The sequence below is a fragment of the Desulfatiferula olefinivorans genome, from assembly GCF_054657895.1.
Genome location: NZ_BAAHXV010000002.1, coordinates 258,962 through 281,492, shown reverse-complemented (window position 1 = coordinate 281,492; position 22,531 = coordinate 258,962). Strand labels below are relative to the sequence as shown.

The 22,531-nt window shown below is 58.0% G+C and carries 19 protein-coding genes; 6 read left to right on the top strand and 13 right to left on the bottom strand.

The genetic code is table 11. The annotated features are described in order from the left end of the window. The first annotated feature begins 26 nt into the window (after nt 1–26). From ACYQ11_RS02900 to nadC, 3 genes are all read left to right on the top strand, one after another. Entirely contained in the window at nt 27–2,159 is a 2,133-nt protein-coding gene (locus ACYQ11_RS02900) for a midas domain-containing protein (RefSeq protein WP_459922235.1), read from the top strand. Nucleotides 2,160–2,302: 143 nt separating this feature from the next. Continuing rightward, nucleotides 2,303–4,954: a valine--tRNA ligase gene (locus ACYQ11_RS02895; RefSeq protein ID WP_459922234.1), complete on the top strand. Its 2,652-nt coding sequence runs from the start codon at nt 2,303–2,305 to the stop codon at nt 4,952–4,954. Between the two features lie 11 nt (nt 4,955–4,965). Next, the gene (gene nadC, locus ACYQ11_RS02890; protein WP_459922233.1) at nt 4,966–5,793 is read left to right on the top strand and encodes a carboxylating nicotinate-nucleotide diphosphorylase; all 828 of its coding nucleotides are present in this window, start codon (nt 4,966–4,968) and stop codon (nt 5,791–5,793) included. Nucleotides 5,794–5,798: 5 nt separating this feature from the next. Here nadC and ACYQ11_RS02885 read toward each other — a convergent pair whose 3' ends face one another. Then, complete coding sequence (locus tag ACYQ11_RS02885) at nt 5,799–6,125, bottom strand: hypothetical protein (RefSeq protein ID WP_459922232.1); 327 nt, start codon at nt 6,123–6,125, stop codon at nt 5,799–5,801. On the opposite strand from ACYQ11_RS02885, the gene mce reads away from it, so the two are divergent. The 3 genes from mce to meaB are packed head-to-tail and all read left to right on the top strand — an operon-like array spanning nt 6,124 to nt 9,651. Then, nucleotides 6,124–6,534 (top strand): methylmalonyl-CoA epimerase, encoded by a 411-nt coding sequence (mce, locus tag ACYQ11_RS02880; RefSeq protein ID WP_459922231.1) that lies wholly within the window; start codon nt 6,124–6,126, stop codon nt 6,532–6,534. The genes ACYQ11_RS02885 and mce overlap by 2 nt on opposite strands. Before the next feature lie 20 nt (nt 6,535–6,554). After that, on the top strand, nt 6,555–8,696 hold the full coding sequence (scpA, locus tag ACYQ11_RS02875) for a methylmalonyl-CoA mutase (RefSeq protein WP_459922230.1): 2,142 nt from the start codon (nt 6,555–6,557) through the stop codon (nt 8,694–8,696). Then, a complete protein-coding gene (gene meaB, locus ACYQ11_RS02870) occupies nt 8,683–9,651 on the top strand; it encodes a methylmalonyl Co-A mutase-associated GTPase MeaB (RefSeq protein ID WP_459922229.1) in 969 nt (322 codons plus the stop codon). Before scpA ends, meaB begins: the two co-directional genes overlap by 14 nt. A gap of 3 nt (nt 9,652–9,654) precedes the next feature. Here the strand turns inward: meaB and ACYQ11_RS02865 are convergent, their stop codons facing one another. The 12 genes from ACYQ11_RS02865 to ACYQ11_RS02810 all read right to left on the bottom strand — a co-directional run bounded on the left by ACYQ11_RS02865 (nt 9,655) and on the right by ACYQ11_RS02810 (nt 22,328). After that, nucleotides 9,655–9,960 (bottom strand): hypothetical protein, encoded by a 306-nt coding sequence (locus ACYQ11_RS02865; protein WP_459922228.1) that lies wholly within the window; start codon nt 9,958–9,960, stop codon nt 9,655–9,657. A 20-nt stretch (nt 9,961–9,980) separates the two neighbouring features. Continuing rightward, nucleotides 9,981–10,373, bottom strand: coding sequence for an FxsA family protein (locus ACYQ11_RS02860; protein WP_459922227.1), 393 nt, complete (start codon nt 10,371–10,373; stop codon nt 9,981–9,983). 6 nt (nt 10,374–10,379) lie between these two features. Next, nucleotides 10,380–12,242: a GNAT family N-acetyltransferase gene (locus ACYQ11_RS02855; RefSeq protein WP_459922226.1), complete on the bottom strand. Its 1,863-nt coding sequence runs from the start codon at nt 12,240–12,242 to the stop codon at nt 10,380–10,382. 292 nt (nt 12,243–12,534) lie between these two features. Continuing rightward, nucleotides 12,535–12,795, bottom strand: a complete 261-nt coding sequence (locus ACYQ11_RS02850) for a hypothetical protein (protein ID WP_459922225.1) — start codon at nt 12,793–12,795, stop codon at nt 12,535–12,537. A gap of 381 nt (nt 12,796–13,176) precedes the next feature. Continuing rightward, entirely contained in the window at nt 13,177–14,721 is a 1,545-nt protein-coding gene (locus tag ACYQ11_RS02845; RefSeq protein ID WP_459922224.1) for a formylglycine-generating enzyme family protein, read from the bottom strand. A gap of 1,012 nt (nt 14,722–15,733) precedes the next feature. Continuing rightward, on the bottom strand, nt 15,734–16,531 hold the full coding sequence (trpA, locus tag ACYQ11_RS02840; RefSeq protein ID WP_459922223.1) for a tryptophan synthase subunit alpha: 798 nt from the start codon (nt 16,529–16,531) through the stop codon (nt 15,734–15,736). A gap of 6 nt (nt 16,532–16,537) precedes the next feature. Next, nucleotides 16,538–17,740, bottom strand: coding sequence for a tryptophan synthase subunit beta (gene trpB, locus ACYQ11_RS02835; protein WP_459922222.1), 1,203 nt, complete (start codon nt 17,738–17,740; stop codon nt 16,538–16,540). Further along, nucleotides 17,741–18,397 (bottom strand): phosphoribosylanthranilate isomerase, encoded by a 657-nt coding sequence (locus ACYQ11_RS02830; RefSeq protein WP_459922221.1) that lies wholly within the window; start codon nt 18,395–18,397, stop codon nt 17,741–17,743. After that, entirely contained in the window at nt 18,394–19,197 is an 804-nt protein-coding gene (trpC, locus tag ACYQ11_RS02825) for an indole-3-glycerol phosphate synthase TrpC (protein ID WP_459922220.1), read from the bottom strand. The genes ACYQ11_RS02830 and trpC overlap by 4 nt, the downstream gene beginning before the upstream one ends. 4 nt (nt 19,198–19,201) lie before the next feature. Further along, nucleotides 19,202–20,224 (bottom strand): anthranilate phosphoribosyltransferase, encoded by a 1,023-nt coding sequence (trpD, locus tag ACYQ11_RS02820; protein WP_459922291.1) that lies wholly within the window; start codon nt 20,222–20,224, stop codon nt 19,202–19,204. A gap of 15 nt (nt 20,225–20,239) precedes the next feature. Then, nucleotides 20,240–20,824 (bottom strand): anthranilate synthase component II, encoded by a 585-nt coding sequence (locus ACYQ11_RS02815; RefSeq protein WP_459922219.1) that lies wholly within the window; start codon nt 20,822–20,824, stop codon nt 20,240–20,242. A gap of 4 nt (nt 20,825–20,828) precedes the next feature. Then, the gene (locus tag ACYQ11_RS02810; RefSeq protein WP_459922218.1) at nt 20,829–22,328 is read right to left on the bottom strand and encodes an anthranilate synthase component I family protein; all 1,500 of its coding nucleotides are present in this window, start codon (nt 22,326–22,328) and stop codon (nt 20,829–20,831) included. Between the last annotated feature and the right edge of the window lie 203 nt (nt 22,329–22,531).

Genomic DNA, 22,531 nt, shown 5'->3' with positions numbered 1-22,531 from the left:
CGTTTATTTACTGGAGACGATCCCTTATGGATGAAAAAAAACAGTCTGAAAAAGACGTGTTTGGCCACGATGATGACGAACCGATTGATCTGAATGACCCTGTTTTTGATGATAAAACCATCGATTTGACAATCCCCGCCGATGACGTTGATGATTTTTCAAGCCCGACCCAGTCCCACCCCACCCAGCCGACCATCGATCTGAATGAGTTTGATGAAACCGAAGACGCCGTGATTGATCTGATGGAGCCTGTTTCTTCTGGAAAGACGGAGACCCTGACTCCGGATCCGGAGACCCTGGACGACGACTTATTGATTCCGGATCTGGAGGATTCCACCGAAGACAGCCTGCCTCTGGTTGCCAATGAATCCGATCATGAAATTCAGGGCGAAGAAAATGGAACGGATGAGGATATTCTGGATCTGACCGATTCCGTGACCCGCACCATGGACGACGACATCATTGAGCTTATGGATAACTTCCTGGAAGACGATGATATTCTTGATTTGTCCGAACCGGTCACCCAGGGGATAGACGGGGATGAGGACGTGTTGGATCTGACCGAGCCTGCGGATGAGGACGACGACGATATTCTGGAGCTTTCCGAACCGGCCACCCAGGTGCTGGACGAGGATGAAGCGGTCCTGGATCTGACCGAGCCCGCGGATGAGGACGACGACGATATTCTGGAGCTTTCCGAACCGGCCACCCAGGTGCTGGACGAGGATGAAGCGGTCCTGGATCTGACCGAGCCCGCGGATGAGGACGACGAGGATATTCTGGAGCTTTCCGAACCGGCGACCCAGGTGCTGGACGAGGATGAGGCGGTCCTGGAGCTGACCGAGCCCGCGGATGAGGACGACGAGGATATTCTGGAACTTTCCGAACCGGCGACCCAGGTTCTGGATGAGGATGAAGCGGTCCTGGAGCTGACCGAGCCTGCGGATGAGGACGACGAGGATATTCTGGAGCTTTCCGAACCGGCGACCCAGGTGCTGGACGAGGATGAATCGGTCCTGGAGCTGACCGAGCCTGCGGATGAGGAGGACGAGGATATTCTGGAGCTTTCCGAACCGGCCACCCAGGTGCTGGACGAGGATGAATCGGTCCTGGAGCTGACCGAGCCTGCGGATGAGGAGGACGAGGATATTCTGGAGCTTTCCGAGCCGGCGACCCAGGTGCTGGACGAGGATGAATCGGTCCTGGAGCTGACCGAGCCCGCGGATGAGGAGGGCGAGGATATTCTGGAACTTTCCGAACCGGCGACCCAGGTGCTGGACGAGGATGAAGCGGTCCTGGATCTGACCGAGCCGGCGGATGAGGAGGGCGAGGATATTCTGGAGCTTTCCGAACCGGCCACCCAGGTGCTGGACGAGGATGAAGCGGTTCTGGACCTGACCGAGCCCGCGGTGGAAGAGGCGGTTGCCGATCTCGATGCCCAGCCGGAAGAAACCGACGCTGAGCGTGATTTCTCGCATTTTGCCGAACAGACCTGTGAAAACCTTCAGTTTGAATTGGCCTCAAGTAAGCATTCCCCCACGATTCTCGGAGCGGAACCGGTGGGTGAAGATTTCGATTTCGACAGCTTTGCCGAACAGACCGCCGATAATCTCCGGATGACGCCGCCCGAGCCGTCCGACGACAGTGACATCGTTGACCTGACCCTCCAGGCCGAACCATCCGGTGAGGGGCTGGATGAAACCCTTGAACTGTCTCCGGCTGGGGCCGGGGACGACGAGGACGAAGATCTGCTGGATCTTTCCGATATCGTTGTCGATGAGGCGGATGCCCCCATGGATTCAAAGGACGACGATCTACTGGACATGACCTGGGACGGGGACCGGACCGTGGAGCTTGAGCCGGAAGACAGTTCGGACTTCTCAGTGCTGGAAGCGGAAATCGAAAAGGAACTCGGTGCCCATCATGCGGACGATGCTAAACATATCGCCGCCTCCCTGGGGCTTGAACTGGACGAGGACACGACCGGCGACGCTTCCGAGCCGATCCTTTCCGTCAGCCGGGAGATGCTCGATGAGGCCGTGGAACGGGTGATCCGGAAACTCTATGGTGAAAAGATCGACGCCATCCTCACCGAGGTTCTCGGCAGGGCCGTGTCCGCTGATATCGAACGGCTTAAAGGCCTGCTGGCCGATGAATGATGAAAAACGGGATAATATGGAATTGTAAAATCCGTCAAAACATACTATAACGCTTTCTTTTTCAATGAAAACTGGGAATTATCACATAGTTCCCAGTTTTTGTTATGGTGCGGTGATTATCAGACAAGACGAGGGTTTCGGCAATGAGCACAGAGCAGCTGGACAAGGGGTACGAGCCCCGGGATGTGGAACAGAAATGGTACGACGTCTGGATCAGGGAAAAACGGTTCAGCGCTGATGAAAAAAGTGAAAAAACACCTTACGCCATTGTCATTCCACCCCCGAACGTCACCGGGGTTCTGCACATGGGGCATGCCCTCAACAACACCCTCCAGGATATCCTGTGCCGCTACCGGCGCCTTCGCGGAGACAACGTTCTCTGGATGCCCGGCACCGATCATGCGGGTATTGCCACCCAGAACGTGGTCGAGAAGAAACTGGCCTCCGAAGGCATCTCCCGCCATGAAATCGGTCGGGAAAAATTTATCGAGCGGGTCTGGCAATGGAAAGAGGAATCCGGCAGCGCCATCATCAACCAGCTCAAACGCCTGGGTGCCTCCTGCGACTGGGACCGGGAACGGTTCACCATGGATGAAGGCCTGTCCCGGGCCGTGCGCAAGGTGTTCGTGTCCCTCTACAAGCAGGGGCTGATCTATCGCGGCGACTACATCATCAACTGGTGTCCCCGCTGCAACACGGCCCTTGCCGACCTGGAAGTCGATTACGAGGACATGCAGGGCAAGCTCTATCATATCAAATATCCCTTTTCGGACGGGTCCGGCTTCTTCGTGGTGGCCACCACCCGGCCCGAAACCATGTTTGGCGACACGGCCGTGGCGGTCAATCCCGATGACGAACGCTATAAGAACATCTCCGCCAAAACGGTCAAGCTTCCCCTGACCGACCGCGACATCCCCATCATCCGTGATTCTTACGTGGAAATGGGCTTCGGCACCGGCGCCCTGAAGGTGACCCCGGCCCATGACCCCAACGACTTCCATATCGGCCGCCGCCACAACCTGGACAGCCCCAAGGTGATCAGCGACGAAGGCATCATGCTCGACGGGGCCGGACGCTTTGCCGGTCTTTCCCGGGAAGAGTGCCGCAAACAGGCCGTGGCCGCCCTGGAACAGGAAGGGCTTCTGGTCAAGGTCGACGATCATGCCCACAGTGTGGGTCATTGCTACCGCTGCAAAACCATCATCGAGCCCAACCTCTCCCTCCAGTGGTTTGTCAGCACCAAGCCCCTGGCCGAAAAAGCGATCAAGGCCGTGGAAGAGGGCAGGACGCGCATCATTCCCGAACACTGGGCCAAAACCTATTACGAATGGATGAACAATATCCGCGATTGGTGCATCTCTCGCCAGATCTGGTGGGGCCACCGTATTCCGGTCTGGACCTGCGAAGACTGCGGCGAGGTCATCGTGGAGATGGACGATCCCACGGTCTGCCCGGCCTGCGGGAAAACCCGTCTGACACAGGATACCGATGTGCTGGACACCTGGTTCAGCTCGGCCCTCTGGCCTTTTTCCACCATGGGCTGGCCCGATGACACCGATCTCTTGAAAACCTTCTACCCCACGGCAACCCTGGTGACGGGGTTTGACATCCTCTTTTTCTGGGTGGCCCGCATGATGATGATGGGCCTTCATTTCATGGACGAGGTACCGTTTAAGGATGTCTACATCCACGCCCTGGTCCGGGATGAGGACGGCCAGAAAATGAGCAAGTCCAAGGGCAATGTCATCGACCCTCTGACGGTCATCGACACCTACGGTACCGACGCCTTCCGGTTTACCCTGACGGCCTTCGCGGCCCAGGGTCGGGACATCAAGCTTAGTCTGGCGCGGGTCGAGGGCTACCGGCACTTCATCAACAAACTCTGGAATGCGGCCCGTTTTTCCTTCATGCATCTTGACAAAGCCTATCCCGATCTGGCCCCCGAGCACATGGGGCTTTGCGATCACTGGATTCTATCGCGCCTCAAAAAAGTTACCGACGAGGTCACCCGAACCCTCGACGGCTACCATTTCAATGAAACCGCTGCGGCCCTTTATAAATTCGTCTGGAACGAATTCTGCGACTGGTATCTGGAAGCCTCCAAACCGGCGCTCTACGGCAAAAACGGCGATGCCTGCATGACGGCGTCCAAGGCCGTCCTCTACCGGGTGCTTCGCGATACCCTGGTCCTGCTCCATCCCCTGATTCCATTCGTGACCGAAGAGATCTGGAGCCGGATTCCCGGCACCGACGGCTCGATCATGACCGCCGTCTATCCCGGCGACCGGGACGATCTTGTGATCGACGACACTGCAGAAAAGGACATGGATCTGGTCATGGGTGTGATTTCAGGCATCCGGAACATCCGGGGGGAAATGAATATCGCGCCGTCACTTAATCTTTCGGTCCAGTTCCAGAGCGACGATTCGCCGGTTCGGGAGACGGCCGCCGCCCACAAGGATCTGATCATGATTCTCTCCCGGCTCGACGCCTTCGACATAACGCCCGTCGGTGAGAAACCCAAATCCTCGGCCACGGCCATCGTGGGTGAGGCCAGTGTTTTCGTGAACCTCAAGGGCGTCATCGATTTCGACAAGGAAGCGGCCCGCCTGGAAAAAGCCATCGCCAAGCTGGAGAAAGAGGTGGACGGCATCGCCAAAAAACTCGATAACCCCGGCTTCGTCGGCAAGGCCCCCGAGGATGTGGTCGAAAAAGTCCGCGCCCAGCATCGGGAAGCCCGTGAAAAACTCGATAAGTATCTAGAAAATTTAAATAAAATTAAAACGATGGCATAGGCAGGTTGAGGATGGATTTGACAGTCAGGCATTTGATCGAACTGGCCTTTGCCGAGGATATCGGGTCGGGGGACATCACCTCCGATTACGCCATCGAGGCCGAAACCCGGGGCGAAGGGTATATCGTGGCCAAAGAGGATCTTATCGTGTGCGGCACCGCCGTGGCTGAGGACGTGTTTCGCATGCTCGATCCGGACGTCGTCATTTCCACCGTGTTTTCCGACGGGGACGCCGTGAAAAAGGGTGAGACCGTCATGACCTTTGCGGGCAACCTGAGGGCCCTGCTCAAAGGCGAGCGGACCGCCCTCAATTTCCTTCAGCGTCTGTCGGGCATCGCCACCAATGTCAGATCCTACGCCGAGGAAATGAAAGGCAGCACAGCCCGTCTGGTCGACACCCGGAAAACCATTCCCGGATTTCGCACCCTTGAAAAATACGCCGTCCGGGTGGGCGGGGCTTACAACCATCGCATGGCCCTGTACGACGGAGTCCTGATCAAGGACAACCACATCGCGGCCTGCGGCGGCATTCAACACGCCGTGGACCGGATCCGCCGCCACGTCTCCCACCTGGTGAAAATCGAGGTGGAGGTCACCACCATGGATGAGGTCCGCGAGGCCCTTGCCGCCGGCGCCGACGTGATCATGCTCGATAATATGGATCTCGATCAGATCCGCGACGCCGTGGCCGTCATCGACAGACGCGCCCTGGTCGAGGTGTCCGGCTCCGTGGTCAAGGAGCAGCTTAAAGCCCTTGCCGAAACCGGCGTCGACATCATCTCCTCCGGCGCCCTGACCCACCAGGCCCGCGCCGTGGACCTTTCCATGAGGATCAAGTAACGATCTCATAATTGATGATCCTGTATAATGTCATCACATGACGGCAAAGAAAAACGTTCGAGTTCAAGGCGTCGCGAATCCCGAGGAATGAGGCGTACTAAAGGTACGCCGCAGTGACGAGGGATGAAGCGCAACGCAGAAATCGGACTTTTTTCGAAGCCGTCATAATTGGTCTGCGTTAGCCTGCGAACATCAAAACCGCTTGACAATAAAAACGCCGCCATGGTACGGGTGATCTGACTGAGCGCTCGTTCAGAATTGTTGCACGCCATCACCACCATACAAGATAAAAAAATCATAAACGATGCATTCATTTCGTGAGGAGGATCCATGAAGGTGCTCAAGATCGATCACATCGGCATCGCCGTCAACGCCATCGACGAGGGCCGTCATTTCTGGTCCGACATCCTGGGGCTGCCCATGGAGGGGCAGGAGACCGTGGCCGAGCAGAAGGTGACCACGGCGTTTTTCCCGGTGGGAGACAGCGAGGTAGAACTGCTGGAATCCACCGCTCCCGACGGTCCCGTGGCCCGTTACATCGAAAAACGGGGACAGGGAATCCAGCACATCGCCTTTCGGGTCGAGGACATTGACGAAAGTCTTCGCGAACTCAAGGAAAAGGGCGTTCCGCTGATCGATCAGACGCCGAGGATCGGTGCCGGCGGCGCCCGGATCGCCTTTATTCATCCCAAAGCCACCCAGGGCGTTCTGGTGGAATTGTGCGAGCGGTGTGACGATTGATCCAAGAAAAGGAGAAACCCATGGCAGATCATCCCCTGAAAGAAACCTGGACCCGTCTGGCGGAAAAGGAACTACGCGGCAAACCGCTGTCGTCACTGGACTGGCAGACCCCCGAGGGTATCACCGTCAAGCCCCTGTACACGGCGGAGGATATCGAGGACCTGCCCGGCGTGAACACCCTGCCGGGCCTTGAACCCTTTGTGCGGGGGCCCAAGGCCACCATGTATGCCGGACGTCCCTGGACCATCCGTCAGTACGCCGGTTTTTCCACGGCCCGGGAGTCCAACGATTTTTACCGGAAAAACCTGGCCGCCGGGCAGAAGGGGCTTTCCGTGGCCTTTGACCTGGCCACCCACCGGGGCTATGATTCGGATCACCCCCGGGTGACCGGCGACGTGGGCAAGGCCGGCGTGGCCGTGGATTCGGTGGAGGACATGAAGATCCTGTTCGACCGGATTCCCCTTGACGAAATGTCCGTGTCCATGACCATGAACGGGGCCGTTCTGCCGGTCATGGCCGGGTACATTGTGGCGGCGGAAGAGCAGGGCGTTTCGAAGGAAAAACTCACCGGTACCATCCAGAACGACATTCTCAAGGAATACCTGACCCGGAACACCTACATCTATCCGCCGGGCCCGTCCATGCGGATCGTATCCGATATCATCGGCTACTGTTCAAGGCATATGCCGAAATACAATTCGGTGAGCATCAGCGGTTATCACATGATGGAAGCCGGCGCCGACTCGGTGCTCCAGACGGCCTTTACCCTGGCCGACGGCCTGGAATACGTTAAGGCGGCCCTTGCAGCCGGTCTGGACATCGACGACTTCGCCCCCCGCCTGTCGTTTTTCTTCGGCATCGGGATGAATTTTTTCATGGAGATCGCCATGCTGAGGGCGGCCCGGTTTCTGTGGAACGAGCTGATGGGGCGGTTCAACCCGAAAAAAACCGCCTCCCGCATGCTGCGAACCCATTGCCAGACCTCGGGCTGGAGCCTGACCGAACAGGACCCCTACAACAACATCGTGCGGACCACCCTGGAATGCCTGTCCGCCGTGTTGGGCGGGACCCAGTCCCTGCACACCAACGCCTTCGACGAGGCCGTGAGCCTGCCCACCGAGCTGTCGGCCCGCATTGCACGCAACACCCAGATCCTCGTTCAGGAGGAATCCCAGGTCTGCCGGGTGGTGGATCCCCTGGGCGGATCGTATTATGTGGAAGCCTTGACCAACGACATTGTCATCCAGGCCCGTAAGATCATTCAGGACGTCGAGGATTTGGGCGGCATGGCCAAAGCCATTGAAACGGGCATGCCGAAAATGAGAATCGAGGAGTCGGCGGCAAAGCGGCAGGCCCGCATCGACATGGGCAGGGACGTGATCGTGGGGGTCAACAAATACCGGATCGACGGCGAGCCTCCCCTTGCGGTCCGCGAGGTATCGTCCACGGTGCGCGACGAGCAGATCGCACGGCTGAAGACCCTTCGGGAGAAGAGGGACAACACCCGCGTGCAGAAGACCCTGGCCGATCTGACCCGGGCCGCCGAAACCGACGGGAATCTCCTTGAGGCCGCCATCGAAGCGGTCCGGGTCCGGGCCACGGTGGGCGAGGTGTCCGAGGCCGTGGAAAAGGTCTTCGGACGGTATGTGGCCACCACACGGTGCATCTCCGGCGTGTATGCGGCGGAATGCGATACGTCCGATACCCTTTCCCGGCTTCGCAAACGCTGTGACGATTTTCTGGCCCGGGAAGGCCGGAGGCCCAGGGGGCTTCTGGTGAAAATGGGACAGGACGGCCATGACCGGGGCATCAAGGTCATTGCCACGGCCTTTGCCGATTTCGGCTTTGACGTGGACCTTGGTCCCATGTTCATGACCCCTGAAGAGGCCGCGAAAATGGCGGTGGAGAACGATGTGCACATGGTGGGGGTCTCCAGCCTGGCCGCCGGGCACAAGGTGCTGGTTCCCGAGCTGATCCGTCATCTGTCGGCCATGGGGGCCTCCGACATCAAGGTGGCGGTGGGCGGCGTCATCCCGCCGTCCGACTACGAATTCCTCTATCAATGCGGGGTTATCTGCGTGTTCGGTCCCGGCACTCCCGTACCCGACGCCGCTGACCGGGTACTGGATGCCCTGGAAAAGATTCTCCATGGTAACGGTTGATATCGACGATTTAAAAGACGGGGTGCTAAGACGCGATCTGCGTCGTCTGGGCCGGGCCATCACCCTGGTCGAAAGCGTTCATCCGGACCATCAGGAGCCGGCACGGATGCTGGTCGACCGCCTTCTGCCCCATGCCGGCAGGGCCATCCGTCTGGGCATCAGCGGAGTCCCCGGCGTGGGCAAGTCCACCTTCATCGAACGTCTTGGGCTTGCGCTGATCGGACTGAATCACCGGGTGGCTGTTCTGGCCGTGGACCCGTCCAGCGTTCGCAGCGGGGGAAGCATCCTGGGGGACAAGACCCGTATGGAGCAACTGGCTTGTCATCCCATGGCGTTTATCAGGCCGTCACCCGCCGGACGGACCCTGGGCGGGGTCGCGGCCCGGACCCGTGAAACCATGATCGTGTGCGAAGCCGCCGGGTTCGATGTGGTGATCGTGGAAACCGTGGGGGTGGGGCAGTCTGAAACCGCCGTGGCTTCCATGGTGGATTTTTTTCTGTTGTTGATGCTGGCCGGAGCCGGAGACGAACTCCAGGGCATCAAACGGGGCATCATGGAGGTGGCCGATGCCGTCGTCATCACCAAGGCCGACGGCGACACCGTCGCCCAGGCGGAAACAGCACGGCAGGATTACGAAAACGCCCTTCATTACCTGGCCCCCGAATCCCCGCTTTGGACGCCCGTGGTCCATACGGTGAGCGCCCTTGAAAACCGGGGCATCGGCGATGTCTGGGACACGGTCCTGCGCCATCACCATGCCCTTAGCGCCCACGGCGCCCTTACCGCCAAACGCCGCAAACAGACCCTTTCCTGGCTGAACCAGATGATCGAATCCGAACTCCATCGCCGCTTCCACACCGACCCCCGCATCCAGACCCTCCTTCCCAAGATCATGAAAGACGTGGAACAGGGCTTCCTGTCCCCGGCCAGTGCGGTTCAAAAACTTTTTTCATAGAATTTATCCCAGGGGCACCCGCTTGCGCAGGGTGTCGGTGACCACGTCCCGGGCGTATTCGAGGATCTGGTCGGGGCTGTCGTCGGGCTCACAGAAATCGGGGGTTTCGACGATGTCCGTGATCATGTCCTCGTACCAGGGGGCCGAAAGGACCAGGTCCGTTCCGGCGGGGTTGAGGCCGTCCGCGATCATCGTATCCCGGTCGGGTCGCTCGAACATGATCCGTACCGGTTCGTCCGGGGATTCGGTTTCCAGATGTACGTTGTCTCTCAGGTAACTCATAATGGCGCGAAGTTCGTCGGCGGTCACGGGGCCTCCTTCCGGGGTTTTCAATACCGCCTGATCTGGAAGCGGCCGCTTCGGATCAGGCGGTCGAGGGTGTGTTTGAGCCAGGCCTTGGCGCGGTTCCGGGTGCCGGGGATCAGGAGCAGAATGCCGGCGATGTCGGTCAACAGGCCGGGGGTGATGAGGACGATGCCGGCGATGAGGATCAAAAAGGCGTCGATGATGTCGTCGCCGGGCATAATGCCCTGATGCAGCGATTCATTGATACGCTTCACGGTCTGGACGCCCTGGATCTTGGCCAGGTTGGCTCCGGCGAAACCGGTGGCGATCACCAGAATGATGGCGGTCAGGGGGCCTAAAATGGAGCTGATTTTAATCAGAAGAAAAATTTCGATCATCGGAATCAGGGTAAACGCAAGAAACAGCTTTAAAATCATGTTTTTTCAGTCCTGCTTGAATAAAATGGTTAAGGCATACACGCCGTCTTCCATGCGTGACTTGAGGTCCACGCCGAATTTTCCCAGTACCTTCATCATTTCCCGATTGGAGGACAGAACGTCCGCCGTGAATCCTTTGAGCCCCTGTTCTTTGGCCAGTTCGATCAGCCGTTTGTACAGGTAGGAGGCGATGCCGAGATTCTGGTATTCCTCGTCCACGACAAAGGCGACATCCGCGAAGGTCTTGTCCGTGTTCATCACGAAGCGGGCCTCGGCAATGATCCGGCCATGGCCCACATCCCCCACAAGCCCCACGATGGACATGGTGGTACCGTAGTCGATGTTCACGTAACTCTGCATCTTGGTGTGGGGCATGGCAGTCACCGGAGTGAAATACCGGTAATACACTGCCGTATCCGAAAACCGGTAAAACAGACGCCGCATGCCTTCCTCGTCCGAGGGCCTGATGGCGCGGAACCTTACCACGGTGTTGTTCTTGAACGTTTCCCGGGTGGAGATGTCTTCGGGGTAAAGGTGGCTGCTGTGTTCGAGAAAGATCTGATCCTGATAAATCAGTTTGTGCTCCTTGGCCTGTCGAATCAGCGCGGCACGGTCCTCGGGATGGGCGATTTCGATGAGAGCCTGGGCACGTTCCCTTACGGTGCGTCCCTTGAGACTGGCCGCGCCGTATTCGGTGACCACCAGATCCACGGATTCCTTGACGTTCAGGCAGTTGGGGTAGGTGTCCACGGACAGCTTGATGTTGGGTTCGCCCTTGAGGTTCCGGCTGGACAGGGCGAAGATGGTCCGTCCCCCCCGGGACAGTTCGGCTCCGTTAAAGAAATCGATGACCTCCACCGGGCCGGTGGCCACGTTGCCTTTGCCCACATGGAGCGCCACGTTGCCGTAAAGATCCACCTTGCGCGTGTGGATGATGGCCACGAAGTTGGGGTTCTTGCCGATCAAGACCGGGCTGAACACTTCGTTGATGGCCTGGAATTCGATGAGGGGGTTGGCGTCCAGCCATTTCATCAGCGCGGGGGTTCCCAGGGCGTAGGACACCAGGGTTTTTCCTTTGAAGATCCTTTTTTTGCGGTTGGTGACTGCGCCGCTGCGGATCAGATCCATCAGGGCGTCCGTGATGAACGGAGAATGGATGCCCAGGTCTTTTTTGTCGACCAGGGTTTTGCTCAGGGCTTCGAACAGGGGGCCGATGGAATAGACCAGGCAGCTTCCGTCTTCGATCACTGACGCCACGTTTCGGGCGATGATGTCAAAGACCGGATCTTCGGGCCAGCGGTCGAAGCAGATGGGCTTTTCGGTTGACTGGACGAAATAGTCGAAATCACTGATATGAATGAAGGTGTCTCCGAAGGTCTGGGGCACGTCGGGGTTGATTTCTCCAATGATGATCGAGGCCTTGGCCATGACCTGCCGGGCCACGTCCACGGCCACGCCAAGGCTGCAATACCCTGCTTCATTGGGCGGGGTCACCTGGATGAAGGCGGCGTCGATGGTCAAAAGACCCGATTCGATGAGGTTGGGGATTTCCGAATAGCGGCTGGGAATGTAGTCGACACGCCCCGAGGTGATGGCCTCATCGGCGATCCAGCCTGAAAAGAAGGTTTTCAGACGGAATTTCAGGTGAGACAGTTCCTTGATGGAGATGGCGTCTCCGAAACTGATGATCTGGATCAATTCCAGATCCTGAAGATTCGGTTCATGGGAATCCATCAGGTGTTTGACCAGGGTCCGGGGCTCGGCCGCCCCGGTTCCGATGAAAATGCTCATGCCCGGTTCGATGTGCTCGATGGCCTCTTTGGGGCTGACGATCATCTCTTCGAAGGATTTGGGATTTTTTCGGCTCATGGGCTGTCCTTGTCGAGGTCGGTGAATGGTTTCAACGTCTCGTCGAAATGCCGTGAACCGATCAGCCGATGCGTTGTCGGCTGACGGTGTCGCCACGGCATGGTCAAACGACGCGGGTCGGAAGCGCGGTGTACGCTCCCGACCGGTCCTTGATCGGGGATTATATACACGATGGAAGCAAAACAAAATTAAAAAAGCGTTACGGCGGGGAAAACAATGCGATTGAAGGCGAAGGGCAAGGGGATCGTTGTTCGAGCAGGCGTCACGGAGATCAGATGAACGATCAAAGCCCTCAACCCATGTCGGCCAGGGTGTCCAGCTTGGTTTCCACGATGGCCCTGAGGCGGCGGGACTGGTCCATCATTTCCGAGTGGTAGTTGAGTACCCACCAGATTTTGTTGAGCGTTTCCGGGTCGTTGTGTCCGGTTTTCAGATCATTTTCCAGATCGTCCAGGGTGGAGTACTTCCGGTGGATTTCACTGAACAGATCGTTGCACCCGTTCTTGGTGTATGGCCTCAGGTTCAATGATTGAACAGTTTGTTTTCTGATCATTTTTACACCTCATGCATTCATATGTGTTGATAAAAACAATCAACGGAAACGGGTCGCTTTCACGAGACGCTCCCGATCGCCGGCACCGGCCCGGACAGGAAGGCGGCGACGGCAAAAAGCGAAGTGCTGATATATAACCATCTGAAATAATGATGTAAATTTTATGTCATAGCCAAAAGGTTAACCCGATTATAAGAAGGAAGGAAAGGGCTTGTCCATGAAGCTTACGATTCATTTTCCTGTGAATTTGTCCCTGATCTTTGGGGGAATTTCCTATAAATTTTTTTTATCGAACGTCAAGTCGTTACAATCATTCGCATAAGAAATGATATCCGATCCAGGTTGATCCCGGACGGGTCGGGAAAAAAACATTGGGCCTTCTCATGGGGACTTCACTACCCTGAATCCGATGTATTCGCTTCGATCGCCGGGCAGGTTTTCGTTACGATCCGCCGATCGGGCGTTTCGGGCAGGCATGAACCAGTTGCCGCCCCGGGCGACACGGAATTTTCCGGAGTAGGGACCCTTGGGGTCGGTGACCTCATGGTCGGGATAGGGGCCGAACCAGTCGCTGCACCACTCGGATACATTGCCGTGCATGTCGTAGAGGCCCCAGGCGTTGGGCTTGAGCTGGGCCACGGGATGGGGCGTGCCGTCTGCATTGTCCTTGAACCATCCGTATTCGGGGAGCTTTGCGGGATCATCCCCGTAGGCCCCCATGGTCGTGGTTCCGGCCCGGCAGGCGAATTCCCACTCGGCTTCGGTGGGCAGCCGGTACTTGTCCGTGCCTTCCCGTTTGTTGAGCCGGTCAATGAATTCCAGGGCATCACCCCAGAAGACATTTTCAACGGGGCAGTCGGAGCCGCACCGCGAAAAGACGGACGGGTTGTCACCCATGATATCACGCCATTGCCCCTGGGTCACTTCGGTGGTCTGAATATAAAATCCCCGGGTGAGCCTGACCTTGTGCCGGGTTTCGTTGGCCCAGCGTCCGATTTCCTGACGGGGGCTGCCCATCATGAACGAACGGGGTGAGATGAAAATGAACTGCATGTCGGCCACCGGCCCCGTGATCACATCCTTCAGGGCGACCATCAATTCGGCGGCGGGCAGAGCTTCGTTTTTCATGTCGTTGAAAAGGGTGATTTCATGGAAGGGGACCGGCTCTTCGATGAGAAAATCGCGGCGGTCGCCGGTATGTGTGTTGGTTACCCGAATGGCGGTCAGCGGCCAGGTGATGGTGGCCCCGTCCGGGCTGACGCATTGAACAAGTTTTTCTCCTTTCAGGGCGGATTTGTTTTTCCAGAAGATTCGTGCCGTTTCTCGGTCGCTGTAGGACCAGTATTCGGTGTATCGCGTCTCGCCGACAACAAGATGAATGGGAAAACGGTTCTTCTCCGGTTCGGGTTCGAAGAGAATGACCTGAACCGCCTCGTCATGGACAGGATGCCGGGTGTTCTGGATGGTCTGTAATTCATCGATCAGGGGTTGGAGAACCTGGATCTTTTCCTTGAGCAAACGGACCTCTTCCCGGGACATGTAAAAGTTGAGGTTGTACTCCTGCTTGATTTTTTTGATGGTGCGGTTTTTTTTCTTTTCGGCCTTGTCGAAGGCCAGTTTGTAATCATCGAGCCGCCTGGCGTATTCCGCCTGGGTCTCGAACAGGTCCTTGGGCTCAGGCGGTTTGGGCACGTCCAGTTCGGCTTTGTTGATCAGCAGGTAATAATCTTTTTCGATGGCGTTGAAGCTTTCCCGGTACCGGTCGTCGACGGCTTTGTTTTTCCTGTCGAATTCCTGCTTGAGCACCCGGATCCGGGCGGCGGTGGCGTCGAAGGAAGAGGAGGCGGCCTGAACTGTTCCCGGGACAAGGCCGCACAGGGCGGTCAAAAGAAGAAAACCTATGATTTTTTCGGCTGAAACACGCATGTCGCTCCTGTCCCTGATCGGTTGGTGACGGCCGGATTGGAATTCTGCCATCGGAGGTCTACCACCCACCCGTGATTCAATCCGGGAGGGCGTTTTCGCAATCTGATTGAATATATACCGGAAAAGTGTGAAACCGTCAAATCAGGACGGGGGATGTCCCGGGAAATCGCATGTATGATCTTTTTTCCTGCGGGACGGATTCATGCCGTTCACGTTTACGGTCACGAGCACGATGGTGGCCGACGACACGTTGACCGCTGTCGTCAGATGGTTCAACCGGCGTGGGACGAGACGGTCAAACAGGTCTCGGCCTGCCGTGCACGTGCTCGTGAACGTGAACGAATAGTTCAGTTGATGTGCAAAGCAAAGCGTGCCCATCAAGGTCTTACTTAAAATAATGACATTGGGTTGGTTATGGCTTTGGTTTTGGTTTTTTCGGTGTGTCTATAAGGTGAGAGGCTTTCCCCTTGAGAAAAGCTACAGGTTTATTAACCACCCGTTCGCTGCGCTCACTGAAGAACACGAAGGATCACGAAGAAAAGCCCCCTATTTACGCCCTTCTTCGTGCTCTTCGTGCCCTTCAGTGAGCAACGCGAACGGGTGGTTTAACAATAGGAAGATCACCTCCAACTTGAGGGAAGTGCATAACCAGATTAATGACATTGGGTTGTGATTCAGGTGTGTTGATCGGGGGAGAAGATATCCGGAAGTGGAGGGTGCGGGGGGGGGTGATTGAATACAGGAAAGGATATATCAATCAGCACCCTCCACGTTCCGGCCCTCCCGGTGAAGGGAGGGGATCGGTTTCCGGGGCCCGGGATCATCGGTATCACAGCCGTTGGAGTCGGTCATGGCCGCGATGTGTTTCGACATGAACCGAAACGAATTCCGGGGCGGCATCATTCACTGTGGGGACAATGAACAATCCACAGGCCAAACCGGCTTGGGAGGCTTTGCCTGGTGAATTGTGGCAGAACAATATATCTGGACGTCATTGGATGCAAGCATTTTTTTAACAGCGTGTCGCTTTTTTATAATCACGCACCTGCTCACGTAATATCGAAGGCAGTTCGACATGGCCGATATGGGTTTCAATGGTGCGTTCAAAGGCGCTGCCGATGACCACGCCGTCGGCGACCCGGGCGATGGCCGACACATCGGAGGCCGTGGAAATGCCGAATCCGATGCAGACCGGCAGGTCGGTTTTCGTTTTGAGACGCCGGCAGAGATCGCCGATATCCGTCGTGTCCAGGCCGTCACTGCCGGTGACCCCGGTTTTGGATACCAGATAGATAAATCCCGAGGCGCCTCCCGCGATGGCGGCCATCCGGTCTTCGGACGTGGTGGGGGCCACCAGCCGGATCATGGAAAAACGGTCCCGGTCCATGAACCGGGTGAGTTCGTCGGCTTCCTCGGGAGGCAGATCCACCACCAGTACCCCGTCGGCTCCGGCCGCAAGGGCGTCGTTGCAGAACGCCTCGGCCCCGTAGCGGTGGATGGGGTTGTAATAGGAAAACAAGATGATGGGAATCTGTGTGCGTTCACGGAGCTTCCGGGTCATGTCAAGCACGGTGGAAAGCCGGGTGCCCGCCGTCAACGCCCGGGATGATGAGCGCTGAATCACCGGCCCGTCGGCCGTGGGGTCTGAAAAGGGGATGCCCAGTTCAAGTACGTCCAGGCCGCCGTCGACCATGGCGTCGATCAGGGTGAGGGAGGTGTGAGGATCGGGGTCTCCGGCGCTGATGAAACCCACCAGGGCCTTTTCCCCTTTATCTTTCAGTGAGGCGAATGTTTGTTCGATTCGATTCATGGTCGCTTACTCCTTTTTCTCGTTGAGCACGGAAAACACGGTCCCCAGGTCCTTGTCTCCCCGGCCGGACAGATTGACCAGGATGATCTTGTCTTTGCTCATGGTTCGGGCGGAGATCATTGCCTGGGCCAGGGCATGGGAACTTTCAAGGGCCGGGATGATGCCTTCCAGTCGGCAGAGGGTTTCAAGGGCGTTCATGGCCTCATCGTCGGTGATGGATTCGTAGCGGACCCGTTTCAGATCGTTGAGAAACGAATGCTCCGGTCCCACGCCGGGGTAGTCCAGCCCGGCCGAAATGGAGTGGGCTTCTAAAATCTGGCCGTCGTCGTCCTGAAGCACGTAGGATTTGGAGCCGTGAAGCACGCCCACGCTGCCGTGTCCGATGGTGGCGGCGTGTTTGCCGGTTTCGATGCCCCGGCCCGCCGCTTCCACGCCGAGGATGGTAACCGGATCATCGAGAAAGGGGTAGAACAAACCCATGGCGTTGCTGCCCCCGCCCACACAGGCCACCAGAAGATCGGGCAGCCGTCCTGCGTCGGCCAGGATCTGGGCCCGGGCTTCTTCTCCGATGATTTTCTGGAAATCCCGAACCATGGCGGGGTAGGGATGGGGACCGGCCACGGAACCGATCACGTAAAAGGTGTCTTCGACGGCACCCACCCAGTAACGTAAGGCTTCGTTCATGGCGTCCTTCAAGGTGCCCGTTCCGGACTCCACGGGGATCACAGTCGAGCCCAGAAGTTTCATCCGCTGCACGTTGGGGGCCTGACGCCGTATGTCTTCCACACCCATGAACACCCGGCATTCCATGCCGAACAGGGCCGCCACGGTGGCGGTGGCCACCCCGTGCTGACCGGCGCCGGTTTCGGCGATCAGTTTGGTTTTGCCCATGAATCGTGCCAGAAGGGCCTGACCCAGAGTGTTGTTGATCTTGTGGGCCCCGGTGTGGGCCAGGTCTTCCCGTTTCAGGTAAACGGCGGCCCCGCCGAGATGCTCGGAAAGGCGCTTTGCATGGTACAGCGGCGTGGGGCGCCCCACATAATCCGTGAACAGTTTTTTGAGTTCTTCGATGAATTCGGGCCGACCGCAGATGTCCCGGTAGGCCGTCTCGAGTTCGAGGATGGCGGGCATCAGGGTCTCTCCCACGTAGCGCCCCCCGTAGATTCCGAAATGTCCCCGTTCGTCTGGCTGGTTCTGGTGTGTTGCCATTTAGAAAATTCTCCTTGAAGGTCTGTCAAGGGCCGTCTGTTTGACGGCCATGATAAAGGCGTCGACTTTGGATAAATCCTTGATGCCCGGGCTTTTTTCAACACCTGTGCTGACATCTACGCCCAGGGGGCGGGCCGCGGTGACGGCCTGGATGATGTTGTCCGGTGAAAGGCCCCCTGCGATCAGGATGGGTTTGTCCGTTTTGAGTTCCCGGACCCGTTCGAAATTCCAGGAAAGGGCGTTGCCTCCGGGCAAAATGCCCTTGGCGCATTCCACCAGAAAGGCCGTGGCCGGATAGTCATCGACCCGGTCGACGGCGGGCTCGCTTTCCATGTAAAGAACCTTGATCACCGGCAGGTGCTCATCGATAAGACGACGCACCAGATCCGGGCTTTCGCTGCCGTGAAGCTGAACCGCCTTAAGTCCGCAGCGATTGACTTTATCCATGATGACATCAAAGGTCTCGTTGACAAAGACTCCGGTGGGGGTCGCCGTGCCCGGCAGGGCCCGGCAGATGTCGCGGGCCGTTTCGTCGCTGACGTTCCGGGGGCTTTTGGGGTAAAACACCAGACCGATGGCGTCGGCTCCCAGGCGGGCGCAGGCAAGGGCCTGGTCCACCCGGGTCAGGCCGCAGATTTTGATCTGGGGGCAGATCATGACAATGCCTCCCCATGAATCAGGCTCTGCATGAAGGCCACCGTGTCGTCGGCCTTGACCAGGCTTTCGCCGATCAGGAAGTGGTGAATGCCGGCGGCAAGGTTCCGGTCGATGTCGTTCCGATTGGCGATGCCGCTGGCCGCCACGGGGATCTGGTCCGTGTCCAGAGCCTTGCAGAGCCGGGTGGCGGTGTCGAGATCGGTTTCAAAAGAGGCAAGGTTCCGGTTGTTGATGCCGATCAGTCTGGCCCCCGCGCCCTGGGCCGTTTCCAGATCCTTCTCACTGTGAATTTCCACCAGAGCGTCCATGCCCAGATCCCGGCTCAGGGCCAGCAGGGTTTTCAAGGCATCCGCCGTCAGAATCCGGGCGATCAGAAGGACAGCGTCGGCACCCAGCGCCGCGGCTTCATAGATCTGGTATACGGAGATCAGGAAATCCTTGCGCAGCATGGGAAGGTCGCAGGCCGCCCGGGCCTGGTCGAAATCTGAAAACCCGCCCTTGAAGAACCGCTCGTCGGTCAGCACGGATAAACAGGCGGCGCCGCCCCTTTGGTATTTTTCAGCCAGATCCGCCGGGTTGAGGTTCGGGGCGATATCGCCCTTGGACGGGGAGGCCCGCTTGATCTCGGCGATGATGTTGACGCCCCGGCCCTTACCCTGTTTCAGGGTGTCGTAGAACGGGCGGTACTCGGTCCTTTGGTGTGCCGCCCGTTTCAGGTCGTTGAGATCAATGGCCTTTTGGGCGGCTTCGATTTCCTTTTTTTTGTGGTCGACGATGATCGACAAAAAATCCCGGCTCATGGTCTTATCCGTTGGTTTGTGTGAAGTCCGCGAGGGCCTTCAGTTTTTCCATGGCACGGCCGCTGTCGATGGCGTCGGCGGCCTGCTCGAGTCCCTGTTTGAGGGTGCCTGCCTTGTCGGCGGCGACCAGGCCCGCAGCAGCGTTGATCAGCACCACATGACGTTTGGGACCGTGTTCGCTGCCCATCAGAATGCGCTCGGTGATACGTGCGTTTTCCTCTGCATCGCCGCCCAGAAGGTCTTTGGGATCGGCCGTTTCCTCGAAGAATTCTTCGGGATGGATGTCGTAGGTTTTGACCATCCCCTGGTGGAGCTCCGACACCCGTGTGGGGGCGCAGACCGTGATTTCATCGAGCCCGTCATGGCCGTGGACCACGAAGGCCCGCCGGGTTCCCAGTGCGTTCAGGGCCCGGGCGAACATTTCGGTCAGCTCCGGAGCGTAGACGCCCAAAAGCTGGCAGTTGGCCGCCGCCGGATTGGACAGGGGGCCCAGCATGTTGAATATACTCCGGATGCCGGTTTCCTGGCGGGCTTTGGCTGCAAAGCGCATGGCGCCGTGGTATTTGGGCGCGAACAAAAAGCCGATGCCCACCTCGGCGATGGCTTCCTCGACCACCTCCGGGTCCACATCGAGGTTGACGCCCAGGCATTCGAGCACATCGGCGCTGCCGCATTGGCTGGACACGCGCCGGTTGCCGTGTTTGGCCACGGTGACGCCGCAACCCGCCACCACGAAGGCCGTGGTGGTCGAGATGTTGAAGGTGTTCATGCCGTCGCCGCCGGTGCCGCAGGTGTCGATGACGGTGGTGTCGTTCACATGAATGCGGACGGCGTGGCGTCGCATGGCCTGGGCCGCCCCGGCCAGTTCCTGGTAGGTTTCCCCCTTGGTGGCCAGGGCTGCCATGAAGGCGGCGATCTGGGTGTCTGTCAGCGTGCCGTCTAAAATCGTTGAAATCATCTGGCCCATCTGGGCGTCGGTCAGGTCGATGCGTTTGATGATTTTGGTGATGCTTTCCTTGAACATGATCGTCTCCTTGGATGATTAGTCGCTGAGTTGTCCCCGGGACAGGTTCAGGAAATTCCGCAGAAGCCGTTTGCCCGTGGGGGTCATGATGGATTCGGGGTGGAACTGGATGCCTTCGATCAGATGTTCCCGGTGCCGGATACCCATGATTTCACCATCTTCCGATTCGGCGGTGACGGCAAGGCAGTCGGGGAAACCCTCCCGGGAGACGGCCAGGGAATGGTAGCGCATGGCCTGGAAGGGTTTGCTCATGCCGTGGAATAAATGTTTTCCGTCGTTTGTTATCATGGAGGTCTTGCCGTGCATCAGTTTTTTGGCCGAAACGATGGTTGCGCCGAAGGCCTGGGCAATACTCTGATGGCCGAGGCAGACCCCCAGAATGGGAATTTTTCCGGCGAAGGTCCGGATCACGTCCAGGGAAATCCCCGCCGTATCGGGACGGCCCGGCCCCGGTGAAATCACGATGCCTTCGGGCTGAAGGTCAAACAGTTCGGTTAGGGTCAGGGCGTCGTTTCGGTAAACCTGAATCTCCGTGCCGAGCATCCGCAGATACTGGACCAGATTGTAGGTGAACGAGTCGTAGTTGTCTATCATGACCAGCATGGTATTATTCCTTCGTGGAAAGTGTTTCGTTGTCAAGCATGGACAGGGCCTTTTCGATGGATTTGGCCTTGTTGACCGTTTCCTGCCGTTCCGTCTCGGGCACCGAATCGGCCACGATGCCCGCTCCGGCCCGCACGGTCAGCCGGCCGTCTTCGATGCAGGCGGTCCGTATGGTGATGGCCAGATCCATGTTGCCGTTGAACGAGACATAGCCCACGGCACCGCCGTAGGTCCCCCGGGGTTCCTTTTCCAGTTCGGCGATGATTTCCATGGCCCTTATTTTCGGGGCCCCGGACAGGGTGCCCGCCGGAAAGGTGGCCCGCAACAGGTCAAAGGCATCGGTGTCCGGCCGGATATGGCAGGTCACGTTGGACACCAGGTGCATGACGTGGGAATACCGCTCGACGATCATCAGGTCGGTGACCTGGACCGTGCCGGTTTCCGCCACCCGTCCCAGGTCGTTGCGGCCCAGATCCACCAGCATCAGATGCTCGGCCTTTTCTTTTTCATCACGCAGGAGTTCGTCGGCCAGGGCCCGGTCCTCCTGTTCGTTTTTACCCCTGGGCCGGGTTCCGGCGATGGGCCTGACGCAGGCCACCTTGTTTTCCAGGCGCACCATTACCTCGGGGGATGATCCCACCAGCACGGTCCCGTCCAGATGGATGAAGTACATATAAGGTGACGGATTGACGTAGCGCTGGGCCCGGTAAAGTTCAACCGGATCCGCCGGAGCGTCGCAGACAAAGGGCTGGGACAAAACGGTCTGGATCACGTCGCCGGCATGGATGTATTCCTTGATCTTCCGGACCCCGCCCGTGTAATGGTCATCGGGATACACCGGTTCCGGGCGGAATACGCGCCCACAGGGATCGGGCCGGTTTGCCGGAAGGGGACGTCCGGTTTTTTCGATCATCCGGTCCATGCGAAAGGCCGCCTGGTCGTAGACGGCGTCGGCGTTGTTTGGATCATCGCAGAAACACAGCACCACCGCCGTCATGGTGTTGCTGACGTTGTCGAAGATGATCAGCTCCTCGGGGATCATGAAATGGGCCAGGGGCTTGTCTTCGGGCAGCCGGTTGGGAATCTTCTCGAAAAAGGAAACCATTTCATAGGTGATGAACCCGGTCATACCGCCCCAGAACCGGGGAAGATCGGCGATCTCGGCAGGACGGTAGCGGGTCATGAACCGTTTGAGGACGGCAAGGGGGTCGCCGTCGTGGTCGATGATTTCGCTGTTGCCGTTGTCGGTGATGCTCACATGGTCCCGGAAGACCCGGATCTGGGTCCTGGCGGCTGTGCCCAGGAAACTGTAGCGCCCCCATCGCTCGCCGCCCTCCACGCTTTCAAGCAGAAACATGGGGCCGTCTCCGGTGTAGAATTTTTTCAGGAGGGAAACCGGCGTGTCGGTGTCGGCCAGGATTTCCGTGCACAGGGGCAGCACGTTGTGGTGTTCCGCATGGGTGCGGAAGGTTTTTTTGTCCGGATAATGTTTTCTGAGAATCATGGGTGCGTCCTCGTGTTTAAGCAAAAAAAAAGGATCGTAAGCGTGGCTGCCTACGATCCTTTTATCCGTGCCGTGTGTATCGTCAGGGTTTCGGCGAAAAAAGGCTGTCGGCAAACCGCAGGATGTTGCGTTGCCAAAACCATCGTCCGAGTGTGTCCTTGTCTGCCCGTGTATATGTCGTCATGTTTTCCATGAATCGCGTT